This window comes from Brevibacillus sp. WF146 (assembly GCF_001673705.2).
In the GTDB taxonomy this organism is placed as follows: Bacteria; Bacillota; Bacilli; order Brevibacillales; family Brevibacillaceae; genus Brevibacillus; species Brevibacillus thermoruber.
Genome location: NZ_CP109943.1, coordinates 896,398 through 912,390 on the forward strand (window position 1 = coordinate 896,398; position 15,993 = coordinate 912,390).

Genomic DNA, 15,993 nt, shown 5'->3' on the forward strand with positions numbered 1-15,993 from the left:
AAGCGGTGACCCGCTTTCTTTTGTTCCGCCCCCTTCCGCCTTTCCGGTATAATAGAACCACGTACACATGGCCGGCAAAGAGGTGGAACCGTGTCTGTTCAACCTGATTACTTTCAGCAGTACCAACATGCGGATATCGAAGAACTGGCGGACATCATCGGGGATCTCCTGCAAAATCCGATCACGATCGAAGATGCCGACCACAGGCTGATCGCCTACAGCTCCCACGGGGAAAGCACCGACCAGGCCCGCTGGTCGACGATCATGGGCCGGCGGGTGCCGGAACACGTGCTGACCCGGTTGTGGAAGGACGGGGTGTTTCAGGAGCTGTTGACAAAGGACGACCCCGTGCACATTCCGGCAAAAGACGAGGTGGGGCTTGGCAAGCGGGTGGCGATCGCGATTCGCCGCGGCAGCGACGTGCTGGGATACATCTGGGCCCAGGAAGTAAACCGTCCCTTGACCGAGGAAGACGACGAAATTTTGCGACAGGCGGCGCGGGCCGCGGTGACCCGGCTGGTGCAGCGGCAGGGAAAGCGGAAGGCGGAGGAGCGGCGGCGCAAGGAGTTTCTCTGGGAGCTGTTGCTGGGCAATCACACCAGCGACACGCTGATTCGGCAAAAAGCGGAAAGTCTGCAGATGAGGCTGCCTTCCTCCTACCTCATCTGCGTCATCGAGGCGGCCGGAACGGGGCTGGAGCAGTACCTCTACCCGCTGCTGATGCGCGACAAGCTGCTGTGGGTGGTGGATGGCGGACAGATCGTGCTGCTGATCGGCCTCTTCGGTTCGGGCAAGGAGGGAAAAGACGAGCTGCTGCGCAAAACGGAGCAGTTTCTGGCCGACTCGCTCGGCAAGCTGGTGGCCCACGTCCGCGAAGGCCAGGTGACGGCCGGCTACGGCTGCGTCTACAAGGCCTACCCCGACATCGTGAAAAGCTACCGGGAAGCGCTCCACGCGGTCCGGGTAAAGCGGCTGTTTCCGCGCGAAACGGAAGGGATCCACGGGTACCACGAACTGGGCATCTACCGCTACCTGCTGAAGCTGAAGGAGTGGGACGAGGAGCAGGGCTACGAAAACGACCGGCTGGCCCGGCTCAAGGCGTATGACCGGGAAAACCAGACCGCGCTGATGGAGACGCTGGAGACGTACCTGGACGCTGCCGGCCGGGCGAACGTCACCGCCCAGCGGCTGCACATCCACATCAACACCCTGGGGTACCGCCTGCGCCGCATCGAGGAGATTCTGCGGGTCGACCTGGAGGACATGAACCAGCGCGCCGCGTTGTATCTGGAACTGAAAATGGACAAGTTGGACCGGGAACGCTAGTTCGTTTGTGAAAACACACAAACAGAGAGGCGAAAAGATTAAGGGAATCCCCAAGGAAACGCGTCCTGAAAACGCTGTACAATGGTAGTACACACGTTAATCGGCGTTGCGAAGGAGGACGTACTACCATGATTGTAGGGATTCCCAAAGAGATCAAGAACAACGAAAATCGCGTAGCCATTACGCCTGCCGGCGTGGCTGCACTGGTGCAAAACGGCCACACGGTTCGCATCGAAAACGGTGCAGGCCTGGGCAGCGGCTTTACCAATGACGATTACACGGCGGTTGGGGCGGAGATCGTCGCGACGGCGGCGGAAGCCTGGGCAGCCGATATGGTGATGAAAGTAAAAGAACCGCTTCCGTCCGAATACGGCTACTTCCGCGAAGGCCTGATCCTGTTTACCTACCTGCACCTGGCGCCGGAACCGGAACTGACCCGCGCCCTGATGGAGAAAAAAGTGGTGGCGATCGCGTACGAAACCATCCAATTGGACAACGGCGCACTGCCTCTCCTGATGCCGATGTCCGAAGTGGCCGGCCGCATGGCGGTGCAGATCGGCGCGCAGTTCCTGGAAAAGCCGTACGGCGGCAAGGGCGTGCTGCTCGGCGGCGTGCCTGGCGTGCAGAAGGGTGAAGTGGTCATCATCGGCGGCGGCATCGTCGGCACCAACGCGGCCAAAATGGCGGTCGGCCTGGGCGCCAACGTCACCATCATCGACGTGAACGCCGATCGCCTGCGCCAACTGGAAGACCTGTTCCAAGGCCGCGTGCAAACCCTGATGTCCAACTCGTTCAACATCGCCAACGCGGTGAAAAAGGCGGACCTGCTCGTCGGCGCCGTGCTCATCCCGGGCGCCCGTGCGCCTCGCCTGGTGACGGAAGAAATGGTCAAAACGATGGCGCCGGGCTCCGTGATCGTCGACGTGGCCATCGACCAGGGCGGATCCATCGAAACGATCGACCGCATCACCACCCACGACAACCCGACCTACGAAAAACACGGCGTGATCCACTACGCGGTCGCCAACATGCCGGGCGCGGTGGCGCGCACTTCCACGCTGGCCCTGACCAACGTGACCGTGCCCTACGCCGTTCAGTTGGCCAACAAGGGCTACCGCCAAGCGATCCTGGAGAACCGCGCGCTGGCCAAAGGGGTCAACGTGATCGACGGCAAAGTGACCTACAAGGCCGTCGCCGAAGCGCACAACCTGCCGTACGTCTCCATCGACGACGTGCTGCTGGTGAAAAACTGACCGGGCCGGGACGATCCCAGCCGACACAGCACAACCGTGACCAACTGCCTGCCCTGCCGATCGGGGCGGGCAGTTTTTTTGCCGGGAGATCGGGTTTGAGAGAATACAGGCATAGGGAATGAGGATAATAGTTGCTAAAGGCGCCGGCTGCCGGCAGGCAGGAGGAGTTGTGACGGAATAGCCGCCTGCTGCGGATGGACCAGTGTCTTCCCTAGATATTGGCAGAAGGTTTTCCGTAACCGGAGGGAAAGGGTACTTCTCTCGTAGTGCGTACCCTTTTGCAAATATGGTATGCTACTAGGCAGTAGAACGAGTGAGGAGTGCAGCGATGTATCAACTGGTCAAAAAGTTCCTGTTTCAGATGGACGCGGAAGAGGCGCACGAGAAGACCATACACGTGCTCCGGTCAGTGGAAAACTCCGCACCGGGCAAAAGCATCCTGAAGATGGTGTACCAGTTCCGCGACGAACGTTTGGAGACAAAGCTCTGGGGCATCCGCTTTCCCAATCCGGTGGGACTGGCCGCCGGATTTGACAAAAACGCCGAAGTCTACCACGCGCTGGCTTCGCTGGGCTTCGGGTTCGTGGAAGTGGGCACGATCACGCCGCAGGGACAGCCGGGCAATCCGCAGCCGCGGCTGTTCCGCCTGCCGGAGCAGCAGGCGGTGATCAACCGCATGGGTTTCAACAACTACGGCGCCTACACCGCCTCGCAAAACCTGGTGGACTACGCCTATGCCGACATCCCGATCGGCATCAACATCGGCAAGAACAAGCTGACGCCCAATGAGGAAGCGGCGGCCGATTACAGCAAGTGCCTGGACCTGCTCTATCCGTACGGCCACTACTTTGTGATCAACGTCAGTTCGCCCAACACGCCCAACCTGCGCGATTTGCAGGAGTCGGAAAGCCTGCGGGCCATCATCCGCGAAGTGAAGGCCAAGGCGTCCGAACTGGAGATGCGCGGCGTCAAGGCGAAGCCGATCCTGGTGAAGGTGTCGCCCGACATGGCGGACGAGCAGATGAGTGACGTGGTCAGGACTGCGGTGGCCGAGGGGGCGGCCGGCATCATCGCCACCAACACGACGCTGTCCCGCGATGGGGTGGAGAGCCATCCCTACGCCGAGGAGGCGGGCGGCTTGAGCGGAAAGCCGCTGGAGGAGCGGTCCACCGCCTGGGTAAGAGAAATTTACCAGGAAGTGGGGGACAAGGTGCCGATCGTCGGAGTGGGCGGTATCTTCACCGGCGACGACGCCTACCGCAAGATTCGCGCCGGCGCCAGCCTGGTGCAGGTGTACACGGGGATGATCTACCGCGGGCCGGGCATCGCCCGCCAGATCAACAAACGGCTGGTGCAGCTATTGAAGCGGGACGGGTTTGCCCGCATCAGCGACGCGGTGGGCGTGGACGCGCGATAGCGCACCTCGGGGCAAAAGCGATTCTCCCCTTTTGCTTTCGCGGGGGTTCGTATATAATGGACGCAAACGTCCAAGAAAATGATGGAAAACGGAATACAACGGAGCTAGGTGCCCTTATGCATATAAGGGGTAACAGGGAATCGGGTGAAAATCCCGAGCGGTCCCGCCACTGTAACCAGGGAATTCTCTTTTGACAGGCCACTCGCCGGTCGCCGGACGGGGAAGGCAAAAGAGCGTGATGATCTGGAAGCCAGGAGACCTACCTAGCTGCCGCACCCAAAAGCCTTCGAGGAAAGGAGAGGTGAGCCCAGGCAGCACGACTGTTTCGTTTCAGGGAGTAGTCGTCTATTGACATTGCGCAAAGCTCATCCGGCCGGATGAGTTTTTTTCTTGGACGTTCGATGTCGAACCAGATAGGGAGAGGATGCTGAATGAGCCGTTCGCGTTCGCTGATGAGCGGATTGCTTGTGACCGGATTTGTCCTGTACTTTGTACTGAATGAGCCTGAGACCGGATACGCCATGCACATCATGGAAGGCTTTTTGCCGGTGGGCTGGTCGCTGTTCTGGTGGGCCGTGTTTCTGCCCTTTTTCCTGCTGGGCCTGCGCTCCATCAAGCGGCTGGTCCAGGATAACCCCGAATTGAAGCTGTTGTTAGGCGTGGCGGGGGCGTTTACCTTTGTCCTGTCCGCGCTGAAAATTCCGTCCGTGACCGGGAGCAGTTCCCACCCGACCGGGACGGGCCTGGGAGCCATCCTGTTCGGCCCGCTGGTGATGTCGGTGCTGGGCACCCTGGTGCTGCTGTTCCAGGCCCTGCTGCTCGCCCACGGAGGCTTGACCACGCTGGGCGCCAACGCGTTTTCCATGGCGGTGGTCGGGCCGTTTGTCGCCTACGGGGTGTATCGGCTGGTGCTTCGGGCCAACGGCGGCCAGCGGCTGGCTGTCTTCCTGTCGGCGGCCCTGGCCGACCTGAGCACGTACGTGGTGACGTCGCTGCAGTTGGCGCTGGCGTTTCCGGCCGCTTCCGGCGGTGTCGCCGCCTCGTTCGCCAAATTTGCCGGCATTTTCGCGCTGACCCAGGTTCCGCTGGCCGTAAGCGAGGGGCTGCTGACGGTGCTCGTCTGGAACTGGCTGCAGTCGTACAACGCAAAAGAGCTGATGCAGCTGCCGCTGCTCAAACGGGAGGGGATGTAAATGAAACGCTGGTCCAACTGGGTGCTTTTGCTGCTGGTGGCGGTGCTGGCCGCGCTGCCGCTGGTATTGGTGAAAGATTCGGAGTTTGGCGGGTCGGACGGCGCGGCGGAAGAAGCGATCAAAGAAGTGGCCCCCGGCTATGAGCCGTGGTTCCAGCCGCTGCTGGAGCCGCCGGGCGGCGAGACGGAGAGCCTGCTGTTCGCCGTGCAGGCCGCCTTGGGCGCCGGATTTATCGGATACGCAATCGGCCTGTACCGGGGCCGGTTGAACAACAGCAAGGAACAATGATCGGGCAGTTGGATGCGCTCGCCTACACCAACCGGCTGCGCCGCCTGTCACCCGGGCGCAAGCTGCTGTTTGCCCTGGCGCTGATGCTGATCGTCCTGGCCAGCCATCCGCCGGTGCAGCTCGCCGCCTTTGTCTGGATCAGCGTCTGGATCGTCGGCTACGCCCGCATCCCCTGTCGCGTCTACCTGGTCGGCCTCGTTCTCGCGCTGTCGTTTTTGGCGGCGGGAATGCCGGCCCTGTTGGTGGAAGTGGCGCCTGTAACGGGGTGGGGCAGCGGCGCGAATGTCCTGGCCGCCTGGCAGTGGGGAGGCTGGGTGGCCTATGTGACAACGGACGGCGTCGCGCGGGCGGCGACCCTCTTGTGCCGCTCCCTCGCGGCACTGTCGTGCTTTTATTTCGTGCTCTTTACCGTGCCGTTTGCCGAGCTGCTCCAGGTGCTGCGCCGCATCGGCCTGCCGGCGGTCCTGACCGATCTCGTGATGATCATGTACCGCTTCGTGTTTGTGTTTCTGGAAACGGCAGCCTGGCTGCGGACCGCGCAAATCGCGAGGGGCGGTTATCAGGGAGTTCGCGCGGCGCTCCGCGACACCGGCAGGTTGGTCACCCGGTTGTTCGGAAGAGCGATGCTCCGGTATCGGCAGGTGTACCTGGGCATGATGGCGAGAGGCTTCACGGAGGACTTTCGCGTCGTCGGCCTGTCGGCACATGTCCGCTCCAAGCGGCACGAGCGGGAGGCGCTGGCCGGATGCGTGCTGCTGGCGGCATGGGAATGGTGGATCGGAGGATGAGACGTGACAACGCATGTGCTTGAGTTTGCCGACGTGCATTACACCTATCCGGGCGCCCGCCAGCCGGCGCTGAACGGCGTGACGCTGGCCGTGCCCGCCGGCCGGAGATGCGCGCTGCTCGGCCGCAACGGCTGCGGCAAGTCGACGCTGTTTCTGCATGCGAACGGCATTTTTCGCCCGCAAAAGGGACAGGTCCTGTGGAAAGGCGTGCCGATCAGCGCTCGCCGTGCGGAACTGCAGGCGCTCAAACGAAACGTGGGCCTTGTGTTTCAGGACCCGGAACAGCAGTTGATCGCCGCCACCGTCGCCGAGGATCTGTCGTACGGACTGTGCAACCTCCATCTGCCGGAAGACGAGATCAAGGAAAAAGTGCGGCGGACACTGGAGGCGTTCGGGATGAGTGAGTGGGCCGACACCCCGGTTCACCATCTGAGTCTCGGCCAGAAGCGGCGGGTGGCACTGGCCGGCGTGATGGTGATGGAGCCGGAACTGCTTTTGCTGGATGAGCCGACGTCCTACCTGGACCCGTGGCAGACGGAGGCCTTTGTCCGCGAGCTGGAGCGCATCCATGCGGCAGGCACCACGATTGTGATGGCGACGCATGACCTGGATTTCGCGTTTGCCTGGGCGGACTGGGTGTTTGTGATGGACGCGGGGCGGCTTGTGCTGGCCGGGGAGCCGGAGCGGGTCTTTGCCCGCCGGGACATCCTGGCCGACTTGCGGATGAAACCGCCCGCCGTACTGGAGCTGTGGGAAGCCATCCCCGGCCATGTGAAAGAACGGCTCGGCCGCGGCCTGCCCCGGACGCCGGGCGAACTGGCGGAGCGGCTGCGTTCGCTGTAACGAAGCGGCTGAAACCGTTGGCCGTTCGCATGACGCTTTTTTGACGCGAAAAGACCGAGGGACTGTGCCTCGGTCTTTTCGTTTCTCGCGGCAGATTCGGTTTTTCGCGGTTCCGGATCGGAGAGGAACCGGTTCGCCGTGCGGGCCCCGGCTTACAGATCATAGTACAGTTCGTATTCCTTCGGATTGACGGTGCGTTCCACTTGTTGGATTTCGCCGCGCTTGAGGGCGATCCAGCTTTCGATCACGTCGCGGGTGAAGACGCCGCCTTCCAGCAGGAAGTTGTGGTCCCGTTCCAGCGCGTTCAGCGCTTCTTCCAGCGAGCCGGGTGCGCTCTTGATCTCCTGTTTCTCCGCATCGGAGAGGTCGTAGATGTTGCGGTCAACCGGCCCGTAGCCCAGTTCGCGCGGGTCCAGCCTGCGCTTGATCCCGTCCAGGCCGGCCATCAGCATGGCGGCGAAGGCCAGGTACGGATTCGCCGTGGAGTCCGGGGTGCGGAACTCGATGCGAGCCGCTTTCGGCGTCACGGCAGCCACCGGAATGCGGATGGCGGCGGAGCGGTTCCCTTTGGAGAAGACCAGGTTGACCGGCGCTTCGTAGCCGGGCACCAGCCGTTTGAACGAGTTGGTGCTCGGATTGGTCAGCGCGATCAGGGCCGGCGCGTGATACAGGATGCCGCCGATGTAGTAGAGCGCCATTTGGCTCAGATTGGCGTAGCCGCCTTTTTCGTAGAAGAGCGGTCGTTCGCCGTCAAACAGGCTTTGGTGCACGTGCATGCCGCTGCCGTTGTCGCCGACGATCGGCTTCGGCATGAAGGTGGCCGTTTTGCCGTGCTTGGCCGCCACGTTGCGGACGATGTACTTGAACAGCAGCAGGTTGTCAGCCGTGCGCGTCAGGGTGTCAAAGCGGAAGTTGATTTCCCCTTGGCCGGCGGTGGCCACCTCGTGGTGATGGCGCTCCACTTTCAGGCCGGCTTGGGTCATCAGCGTGCACATCTCATTGCGGATGTCCATCTGCGTGTCGGTCGGCTGCACGGGGAAGTAGCCGCCCTTGTTGCGCACCTTGTAGCCCAGGTTCTGCCCTTCCTTGCCGGTGTTCCAGAACGCTTCCTCGGAGTCGATGTGGAAAAAGGAGCCGGACGGTCCGGAAGCGTAGCGGACGCTGTCAAACAGGAAGAACTCCGATTCCGGGCCGAAGTAGGCGTCGGTGGCCAGGCCGGTCTGCTTCAGGTAGGCCTCCGCCTTCAGGGCGATGCCGCGCGGGTCGCGTTCGTAGGGAGTGCCGTCCGGATTGCAGATGTTGCAGACGATGTTCAGCGTTTTCGCTTCGACAAACGGGTCGATAAACGCGCTGGCCGGGTCGGGCATCGCCACCATGTCGCTTTCCTCGATGCCTTTGTACCCGGTCAGGCTGGAGCCGTCAAAGGCGACGCCGTTGAGGAAGGTCCCTTCGTCAACCGCGTAGGCGGGGATGGTGACATGATGCTGGCGGCCGGGCAGGTCGACGATGCGGAAGTCGACATATTCGATGTTTTCTGATTCGATCAGGGAAAGAACTGCTTTCATATCCATAGCGATCACTCCATTTACGAATAATCATCGAGGTTTTCGTCTTAACGTTCGATTTTCGTCCGTTTCTATACTAGCGATTATAGTGGTTGGATTTTGGGACTGTCAAGAGGTTTTATCACGTTTTATGTCAGATTTTCTGACGTAATATTGCGGGGTGTTGCAAAAGGGTCTGTTTTTGTAGAATGGAGACAGACTATTTCGAACAAGAGTGGGAGGAAAGCGGATGAAAGTGTTGGTGTTGGGGGCAGGTGCGGTTGGCGGCTATTTTGGTGCCCGATTGGCGGAAAACGGGGGAGATGTTACCTTCCTTGTGCGGGAACGCCGGCGGCGACAGCTTCTGGAACGGGGCCTGCGCGTGCAGAGCGTGCACGGCGACATCCATCTCGAACAGCCGCAGTTGATCGTCGCAGGCGAAGCGGCAGGGCCGTTTGACGTTGTGATCCTGTCCAACAAGGCGTATCACCTGCACGACAGCCTGGAGGCGATCGCTCCGTACGTGGGCGAACAGACGGCGGTGGTGCCGCTGTTGAACGGGATCGCCCACATGGAGCTGTTATGGGAGCGTTTTGGACGGGAGCGGATCCTGGGCGGTCTCTGTTTTATCGAGACGACGCTGAACGAGGATGGCGATGTGGTGCAGACCAGCCCGACGCACGAAGCGGTGTTCGGCGAGTGGGACGGCGGGCGAAGCGAGCGGGTGGACGCGATGGAACGGGCCTTTGCCGGGACGGCGGCCTCGTTCCGGGCGAGCGCCAACATCCAGCGCGACATGTGGCACAAGTACCTGTTCATCACCACCCTGTCGGGCATGACCACGCTGATGAACGCGGCGGTGGGGCCGATCCGTGACGCTGCCTACGGGGTGGAGCTGACGCGCCAACTGGCCGAAGAGGTGGCCTCCGTGATGCGCGCTCTACATGCCCCGATCGACGAAGATATTGTCGAGAAGCAGATGAAGACGTTTCTGAACCTGGGCTACGGGATGAAGTCGTCGATGCTGCGCGACATGGAAAAAGGGCTGCCGGTGGAAGCGGATCACCTGCAGGGCTACCTGCTGAAGCGGGCGGAGGAGCTGGGTGTTGCCGCGCCGCTGCTCAAAGTTGTCTACAATAATCTGAAGGTTTACGAACGGAAGCGGGAAGCAGGCAAATAAGGTATAATAGTAACGATTTGCTGATCTCGAGAGGAGGGGTATACATGGAAGTGATCAAGATTTCCCCCCGCGGTTACTGTTACGGCGTCGTGGACGCCATGGTGCTGGCGCTGAAAACGGCGCAAAATTTTGACCTGCCCCGCCCCATTCACATTTTGGGGATGATTGTACACAACGCCCACGTCGTCGAGGCGTTTGAAAAACTGGGCGTGAAGACGCTGGACGGCGAAGACCGGCTGGCGCTGCTCGACAAGATCGACAAGGGAACGGTGATTTTCACCGCGCACGGCGTTTCCCCCGAAGTGCGGAAAAAAGCGCGCGAAAAGGGATTGACCGTGGTGGATGCCACCTGCCCGGACGTCACCAAGACCCATGACCTGATCCGCGAAAAAGTGGCGGACGGGTATCACGTCATCTACATCGGCAAAAAAGGGCATCCGGAGCCGGAGGGAGCGGTCGGTATTGCCCCCGACAAGGTGCATCTGGTGCAGACCGTGGACGAGATCGAGGCGCTGAATCTGCCCGCCGACAAGCTGATCGTTACCAACCAGACGACGATGAGCCAGTGGGACGTCAAACACCTGATGGACGCGATCGTCAAACGCTTCCCGCAGGTGGAGGTGCACAACGAAATCTGCCTGGCCACCCAGGTGCGCCAGGAGGCGGTCGCGGAGCAGGCCGGAGAGGCCGATCTCTGCATTGTCGTCGGCGACCCGCGCAGCAACAACTCCAACCGGTTGGCGCAGGTGGCGGAGGAGATCGCCGGCGTGCCGGCCTACCGCATCGCCGATTTGTCCGAACTGAAACTGGAATGGCTGAAAGGAAAGAAAAAGGTGGCGGTCACGTCCGGCGCGTCCACGCCGACGCCGCTGACCAAAGAGGTCATCCAGTTCCTGGAGCAGTACGATGAGACAAAGCCGGAGACGTGGGAGAAAAAGCGGACGGTCAACATGGAGAAAATCCTGCCGGCAGTGAAGCAGTAAGGGGTCCGCTGCCGACCAAGGCGGGACACCGTCACCACCGGGAACTCCCGCGTTCCCGACATCTGAAAGCCAGCGCATTCGGCCGAGGAGACGAGCGGTGCCTGCTCGTCTCTTCAGCCTGACCCAAAGGAGAGCGTATGTCCGAAGCACTGTCCAGCCAAGCGAGCGAAGAACGCGCGGCACAGCGCGTTAGCCTGAACGCATTCTACCTGTTTGCCTACTACGGGTTCGGCTCGTTTTTTCCGCTGATTACCCAGTACTACGAATCGATCCGCCTGACCGGAACGCAGATCGGCGTGATCAGCGCCGTGACGCCGGTGATCTCCATTGTGACGCAGCCGCTGTGGGGCATGATCTGCGACCGCTTTCACATCCGCAAGCAGGTCCTGATGCTGACCCTGGCCGCGGCGGGGGCGGTCGGGCTGCTGTTTCCCGCCGTTTCCACGTTTGCCTGGGTGTTTTTGCTCTACATCGCCATGTCCGTGTTTCAAAGCGCGGTCGTGCCCGTGTCGGACAGTCTGGCGCTGGGGTACGCCAAACGGCACAACATCCAGTTCGGCGACATTCGCATGTGGGGCGCGGTCGGTTTTGCCCTCGCCGCGTTTCTGACCGGGCTGGCGGTGGAACAGTGGGGGCATGCCGCCATTTTTTACTCGTACTGCGGCGCTTACCTGATCGCCGGCCTGTGTCTGCGCCGGATTCCGGAACACGCGGAAGCGGCGCCGTTCACCGTGAGCGTCTTCAAGGGACTGACCGAACTGATCCGCCTGCCCCGGTTTGTCCTGTTTCTCGCGGCGTCCTTCTTTATCTTTGGGGCGATCAACGCCCATAACATCTGGTTTTCCCTGTACTACCAGCACATCGGGGGAACGGTGGCCGGCGTGGGTCTGGCCTTTCTGCTCTTCGCCGGCAGCGAGGCGCCGTTTATGAAAATCGCCGGTTTCTTTGTGCGCCGCTGGGGGCTGGAGCTGACCATTCTGCTGGCGGGCACGGTCTCCGCCCTGCGCTGGCTCTGGTACAGCACGGCTCCCGGCACGACCGCGGTGATCGCCCTCTTTTTCATCCAGGGCCTCTCCGTCGGGTGTTACCTGGCCACGGCGGCGCAGTTCGTGCGGGAAAATACACCCGCTTCCCTGCAGGTGACCGCGCTGGCCCTCTACGCTTCCGTCGGCAACGGGCTGGGCTCGATGACCTGCAACCTGGTGGGCGGCTGGATCAAGGACGCGTTTTCCATCCTGGACACGTACCTGTTTTTCGGCCTGGCCACCGCGGCCGGACTGATTCCGCTGCTGATCATCCGCTTCGGGCCGTGGAAACACTCCGCTCCGGAAGAGAAGCAGCAGGAACAGCTCGCGTCAGGACAGCCTAGTCGATAATCAGCAGCCCCTGATACCCTGTTTCCGGATAACCGGGCGTATCCGAGACAAACGGATAGCGCCCTTTTTTGCTGGCCGCAAACTGGAGCGTCGCCGACTGACTCGGTTTCAGATCGGCGGAAGAGACGTTCAGCTCGCGAATCACCAGGTTGTGGGGACGGGTGTCCGCGTTGACGATCGTCAGGGAGACCGTCTCTCCTTGGTGAAAGACGAGCCGGTTGGGCAAAAAGCCGGCGCTGGCAATGGTGACGGTTTGAACGCGTTGGGCCGCGACCGGGGAGGCGTTCAAACGGTAGTGGTCATGCAAGGCCAACAGACCCGATATCAGCGCCAGCGCGATGAACGGATAGCGAAGCTGCCTGAAACGGTGACGAGTCATTACACTTCAGCTCCTTCGCGTGTGCATGATCTGTGCTGTTACTATTATCCTGTCCTGGCCTGGTCGGGGATAAACAACGAAAGCGCGGGAGGGGTAGCCGATCCGATATGAAAAAAGCCCTGATCCCGGAAGATGTCGGCGATCAGGGCTTTTGCTTTTATGTTCCGTGATTACCCGTTTATTTTCCGTGCTTGCCGGCGATCATTTCGATTTCTTCGCCGGTATTGGCATCGATTATCACATGAACATCAGCGTTCACATATTGTTTCCCGCTGCCAGCCTTCCCGTTTCTCGGCATATCCACGCCGTGGAAGGTAACAATCCATACGGGAACGTCTTGTACGGGCAGGTTGGAATCGGACAAGATTCCCTGTTCAACTTGCGTATCCGTGAATCTTGCCAAGGTCATCGTCACTTTCTTGGCGGTATCCCCTCGTGAGGAACCAATGAAATGTTTTGCAGCTTCAAGCGCTGTGTTTTCATCCACGTTCACCGCTTCATCCAGTACCTGGACTTCCAATCCGTTGTCAACAAACGTGCGGCTTTCTGCCAGTCTTTGAACCTCGGCGGCATACACAGCCGCTTTCCCCTGTCCCGGATCGGGGGAAGAAGTGTTCAACTGTGCTGCGGCAACCGATGTCATTCCAATTGCAGCGACAATTACTGCACTTGCTAAAAATCCGAAAGGTTTCTTTATGAATCATCAACTCCTTTTCATCGTATCAGATGTCCCAACCTTGCCGGGATTTTGGTGGAATGTTGAGCTGAAAGGAATGCTTTCTTTCCTGCTTTCCAGTATCCTGCGCTGGCTTTCCACGATGTACCTGTCCAGTTCCTGGCTAACATTCAATACAGCACAATCCGTCAACGATCCTTTTTGTTTGACAAGCTCATTCAGTTGTTTTTGGAGGTTCTCAATGATTTGCGAAAGGTCTTCATGGTTTATTGCTCGCCAGCCCTCCATTTCTGAATGCCTCCAAGTATTGATAGTGAGATTCCATTTCCTTCCTTTACTGTACCCACTATTTACCAAATGCAGCCAACATCACTTTTTAGAAAACGTTCGACATTTTTATACATCATACAGAGCCAAAAAAATGATCTTTATTGATTTGTTTTTATTTTCTGTTTATAATCTCTTTAAAATAGTAATGTTTGGAAATGGAGTGTTATAGTTGGAAAGGGACCGGCTACGAAGGAAAACCCTCGGAGATCTGTTATCTCTTTACCGTAAACAAAGCGGGGTTTCTTTTTCGGAAGTGGAAGCACAGACTGGTGTGACCAAAGGGGCACTTTATAAAATTGAAAGCGGGGAAACGAAGCGGCCGGAATATAAAACAGTTAAGGCGTTAGCGGCTGTCCTGCCTCAGCCCTATGAAGAAATCATTGAATGTTATGTGGATGACGAACAACGGTCAGAGACGTTATATGAAATCCTGCAGGATGTCATTCAACGAGGCGACAACATTCCGCTGTTGGAAAAAGTGGCCGTCAAGTTCCTGCAATCTCCCCAGGTAGACACCTACACAGCATTGCAACGGCTGTATCACCTCGCTGACACCACCACCAATACCGAGCTCAGCCTGCCGCTTTTCAACACCATTGTCAAATACGCGAGAGAACACGGAATCCCGCAGTATATTGCCAAAGGGCTGCTCAAAAAATATCTGATTGAAAGGTATGATTTTAAGCGGTTGGACGATTCGTTCAGAGTTGGCGAAGAAATTATGCATTATATTGATTTTTTAACCCGAGACGAACAGACGATTTATTATTTTAGGATGGCGCTCCATGCTCACAACATCCAGCAATACGAACGGTGTATTGAATATTGTGAAGCGGGCCTTAAATTGAAAACGGCTGAAACGGAACTGACAGCCAGAGCGTACTTGGCCATGATCAACTCATTTTATTGGTTGGGGGAGTATGACGCTGTTGAATCCCACTTGCGTGTGTTTGAAAGGTTTGATTATGAATTTGTTGCATATACAGCCAAGTTTACGTGTGCGATCGTAAAAGCACGGAAAAAAGAATATGATGTGGCTGTTCCCATGTTGAAAGAGTGTTTACGCGAGGTTAGCCCGGATTCGCGCATTCATGTTGTGAATGAACTGCTGGACATTTATCTGCAGACGAACAATCACCATGAAATTGCCGAGCTGTTGAGAAAGGAAAAGGAAATCCTGCCGGAAAATCCGCAAACACCCTATAAACATCGGTCGATTGGAAGATACTATCGCTACAAGGGAGAGTTTCAAATACAGACAGGCTCCCATGAGGAAGGGATTGACAGTTATCTTAACGGTTTGTGCGCCTACGGAGAAGTGAGCGCCTACCAGGAAATAACCGAATGTATGACTAATATTCTGTCACAGTTCACCAAATTGAGAAAACCGATTGATATACAATTTGTGGAAAAGTTTGGGGAGGTTTATAGTAAAATTATTAATAAATAAACAAAGGAAGGTGAGTAAGTAATGATGAAATGGAAGAGATTGACTGTATTGGCGCTATTTTTTGTTTTATTATGGAATGATCAGCCCATAAAAAAAGTGGGAAGTTTTAGCGCTGATGTTTTGCATAAAAAAAATATTCAGATGCATACAATGGATCCGGGACATTAACCAAAAACGATTGAAAGGGGAGCCACTTGCTCCCCTTTCTCGCTTCCTGGCGATTCCTACGCGACTAGCTCCCGCACCAGCGAAACCGCCATATACGCGGCTACGCCCCAGATGAGAAAGGCGGAGGCGACGTTGAGGGCGCGCAGCAGCCGGCCGGACGAGTCAAGTCTGCCCGCCATCCGTCCGGCCAGCGCCAGTCCGAAAAACCACAGCCAGGAGACGAGAATGCAGGCGGCGGCGAATCCCCACTTCGCCGCTCCGGCGTAGCCCAGCGAGCTGGTGCCGATGACGCCGATGGTGTCCAGGATCGCGTGCGGATTCAACAGCGACACCGATGCGGCGAACATCACCTGGCGTTTCGGCGGGAACCGTTCCGCCTCCTGCGCCTCGGCGGAAGGGCGGCTGCGCCAGGTGAGGATGCCCATGTAGACCAGAAAGAAAACTCCGCCGACGTAGAGGATGGTTTTCAGCCAGGCAAAGGTGAGCACCGCCAGCGACACGCCCAGCACGGCCAACAGGATCAGGAGCGTGTCGCAGACGGCTGCGGTCAGGACGACAGGGAGTGCGCGCCACAGCGTCGGCTGGGCCGCTCCCTGATTGAAGACAAAGACATTTTGCACGCCGAGCGGCAGGATTAATCCGAATGCGAGCACAAATCCGTGCAGGGCGGCTTCCCACATGCGTAAAGCTCCTCCTTTTGCGGTGTATCCCATGGCTTCCACAGTAAGACAAATCGGGCCGTCTGTCTCCAGCCAATTGGTTTGGCAGCGACCCGACCAATTGGCTACAATAAGGGCAG

The 15,993-nt window shown here is 58.6% G+C and carries 17 protein-coding genes and 1 riboswitch; of the genes, 12 read left to right on the forward strand and 5 right to left on the reverse strand.

All coding sequences use genetic code 11. The features are described 5' to 3' along the window. Positions 1 to 90: 90 nt before the first annotated feature. The 7 genes from A6764_RS04310 (at position 91) to A6764_RS04340 (ending at position 7,108) form a co-directional block, all read left to right on the forward strand. On the forward strand, positions 91 to 1,326 hold the full coding sequence (locus tag A6764_RS04310) for a PucR family transcriptional regulator (protein WP_029098275.1): 1,236 nt from the start codon (positions 91 to 93) through the stop codon (positions 1,324 to 1,326). Between the two features lie 128 nt (positions 1,327 to 1,454). Further along, complete coding sequence (gene ald / locus A6764_RS04315; RefSeq protein WP_029098276.1) at positions 1,455 to 2,579, forward strand: alanine dehydrogenase; 1,125 nt, start codon at positions 1,455 to 1,457, stop codon at positions 2,577 to 2,579. Positions 2,580 to 2,907: 328 nt separating this feature from the next. Further along, entirely contained in the window at positions 2,908 to 3,996 is a 1,089-nt protein-coding gene (locus A6764_RS04320) for a quinone-dependent dihydroorotate dehydrogenase (protein ID WP_065067257.1), read from the forward strand. 89 nt (positions 3,997 to 4,085) lie between these two features. Next, a riboswitch (cobalamin riboswitch) is annotated at positions 4,086 to 4,278 on the forward strand. 149 nt (positions 4,279 to 4,427) lie between these two features. Continuing rightward, positions 4,428 to 5,189, forward strand: coding sequence for an energy-coupling factor ABC transporter permease (locus A6764_RS04325; RefSeq protein ID WP_044899925.1), 762 nt, complete (start codon positions 4,428 to 4,430; stop codon positions 5,187 to 5,189). After that, the gene (locus tag A6764_RS04330) at positions 5,190 to 5,477 is read left to right on the forward strand and encodes an energy-coupling factor ABC transporter substrate-binding protein (RefSeq protein ID WP_065067256.1); all 288 of its coding nucleotides are present in this window, start codon (positions 5,190 to 5,192) and stop codon (positions 5,475 to 5,477) included. Beyond that, positions 5,474 to 6,265, forward strand: coding sequence for a cobalt ECF transporter T component CbiQ (gene cbiQ / locus A6764_RS04335; protein WP_065067255.1), 792 nt, complete (start codon positions 5,474 to 5,476; stop codon positions 6,263 to 6,265). Before A6764_RS04330 ends, cbiQ begins: the two co-directional genes overlap by 4 nt. A 3-nt stretch (positions 6,266 to 6,268) precedes the next feature. After that, positions 6,269 to 7,108: an energy-coupling factor ABC transporter ATP-binding protein gene (locus A6764_RS04340; RefSeq protein WP_065067254.1), complete on the forward strand. Its 840-nt coding sequence runs from the start codon at positions 6,269 to 6,271 to the stop codon at positions 7,106 to 7,108. A gap of 152 nt (positions 7,109 to 7,260) precedes the next feature. Here the strand turns inward: A6764_RS04340 and glnA are convergent, their stop codons facing one another. After that, positions 7,261 to 8,679 (reverse strand): type I glutamate--ammonia ligase, encoded by a 1,419-nt coding sequence (gene glnA, locus A6764_RS04345; protein ID WP_065067253.1) that lies wholly within the window; start codon positions 8,677 to 8,679, stop codon positions 7,261 to 7,263. Positions 8,680 to 8,902: 223 nt separating this feature from the next. Between glnA and panE the strand changes: the two genes are divergently transcribed. The 3 genes from panE to A6764_RS04360 all read left to right on the forward strand — a co-directional run bounded on the left by panE (position 8,903) and on the right by A6764_RS04360 (position 12,191). Beyond that, entirely contained in the window at positions 8,903 to 9,832 is a 930-nt protein-coding gene (panE, locus tag A6764_RS04350) for a 2-dehydropantoate 2-reductase (RefSeq protein ID WP_065067252.1), read from the forward strand. A gap of 44 nt (positions 9,833 to 9,876) precedes the next feature. After that, the gene (locus A6764_RS04355; RefSeq protein WP_029098284.1) at positions 9,877 to 10,815 is read left to right on the forward strand and encodes a 4-hydroxy-3-methylbut-2-enyl diphosphate reductase; all 939 of its coding nucleotides are present in this window, start codon (positions 9,877 to 9,879) and stop codon (positions 10,813 to 10,815) included. 137 nt (positions 10,816 to 10,952) lie between these two features. Beyond that, positions 10,953 to 12,191 carry an MFS transporter gene (locus tag A6764_RS04360; protein ID WP_065067251.1) on the forward strand — a complete coding sequence of 413 codons (1,239 nt, stop codon included), beginning with the start codon at positions 10,953 to 10,955 and terminating at the stop codon, positions 12,189 to 12,191. On the opposite strand, the gene A6764_RS04365 is transcribed toward A6764_RS04360, so the two are convergent. The 3 genes from A6764_RS04365 to A6764_RS04375 all read right to left on the reverse strand — a co-directional run bounded on the left by A6764_RS04365 (position 12,181) and on the right by A6764_RS04375 (position 13,534). Further along, positions 12,181 to 12,570 (reverse strand): cupredoxin domain-containing protein, encoded by a 390-nt coding sequence (locus A6764_RS04365; protein ID WP_029098285.1) that lies wholly within the window; start codon positions 12,568 to 12,570, stop codon positions 12,181 to 12,183. The genes A6764_RS04360 and A6764_RS04365 overlap by 11 nt on opposite strands. Positions 12,571 to 12,748: 178 nt before the next feature. After that, entirely contained in the window at positions 12,749 to 13,147 is a 399-nt protein-coding gene (locus tag A6764_RS04370) for a hypothetical protein (RefSeq protein ID WP_065067250.1), read from the reverse strand. Positions 13,148 to 13,273: 126 nt separating this feature from the next. Then, entirely contained in the window at positions 13,274 to 13,534 is a 261-nt protein-coding gene (locus A6764_RS04375; RefSeq protein ID WP_065067249.1) for an aspartyl-phosphate phosphatase Spo0E family protein, read from the reverse strand. Between the two features lie 211 nt (positions 13,535 to 13,745). On the opposite strand from A6764_RS04375, the gene A6764_RS04380 reads away from it, so the two are divergent. Together A6764_RS04380 and A6764_RS04385 are read left to right on the forward strand one after the other, a co-directional pair. Beyond that, positions 13,746 to 15,026 (forward strand): XRE family transcriptional regulator, encoded by a 1,281-nt coding sequence (locus A6764_RS04380; RefSeq protein ID WP_065067248.1) that lies wholly within the window; start codon positions 13,746 to 13,748, stop codon positions 15,024 to 15,026. A 21-nt stretch (positions 15,027 to 15,047) separates the two neighbouring features. Beyond that, positions 15,048 to 15,194, forward strand: coding sequence for a hypothetical protein (locus tag A6764_RS04385; RefSeq protein WP_176703285.1), 147 nt, complete (start codon positions 15,048 to 15,050; stop codon positions 15,192 to 15,194). A gap of 56 nt (positions 15,195 to 15,250) precedes the next feature. Here the strand turns inward: A6764_RS04385 and A6764_RS04390 are convergent, their stop codons facing one another. After that, positions 15,251 to 15,874 (reverse strand): LysE/ArgO family amino acid transporter, encoded by a 624-nt coding sequence (locus tag A6764_RS04390; RefSeq protein WP_065067247.1) that lies wholly within the window; start codon positions 15,872 to 15,874, stop codon positions 15,251 to 15,253. Positions 15,875 to 15,993 lie beyond the last annotated feature (119 nt).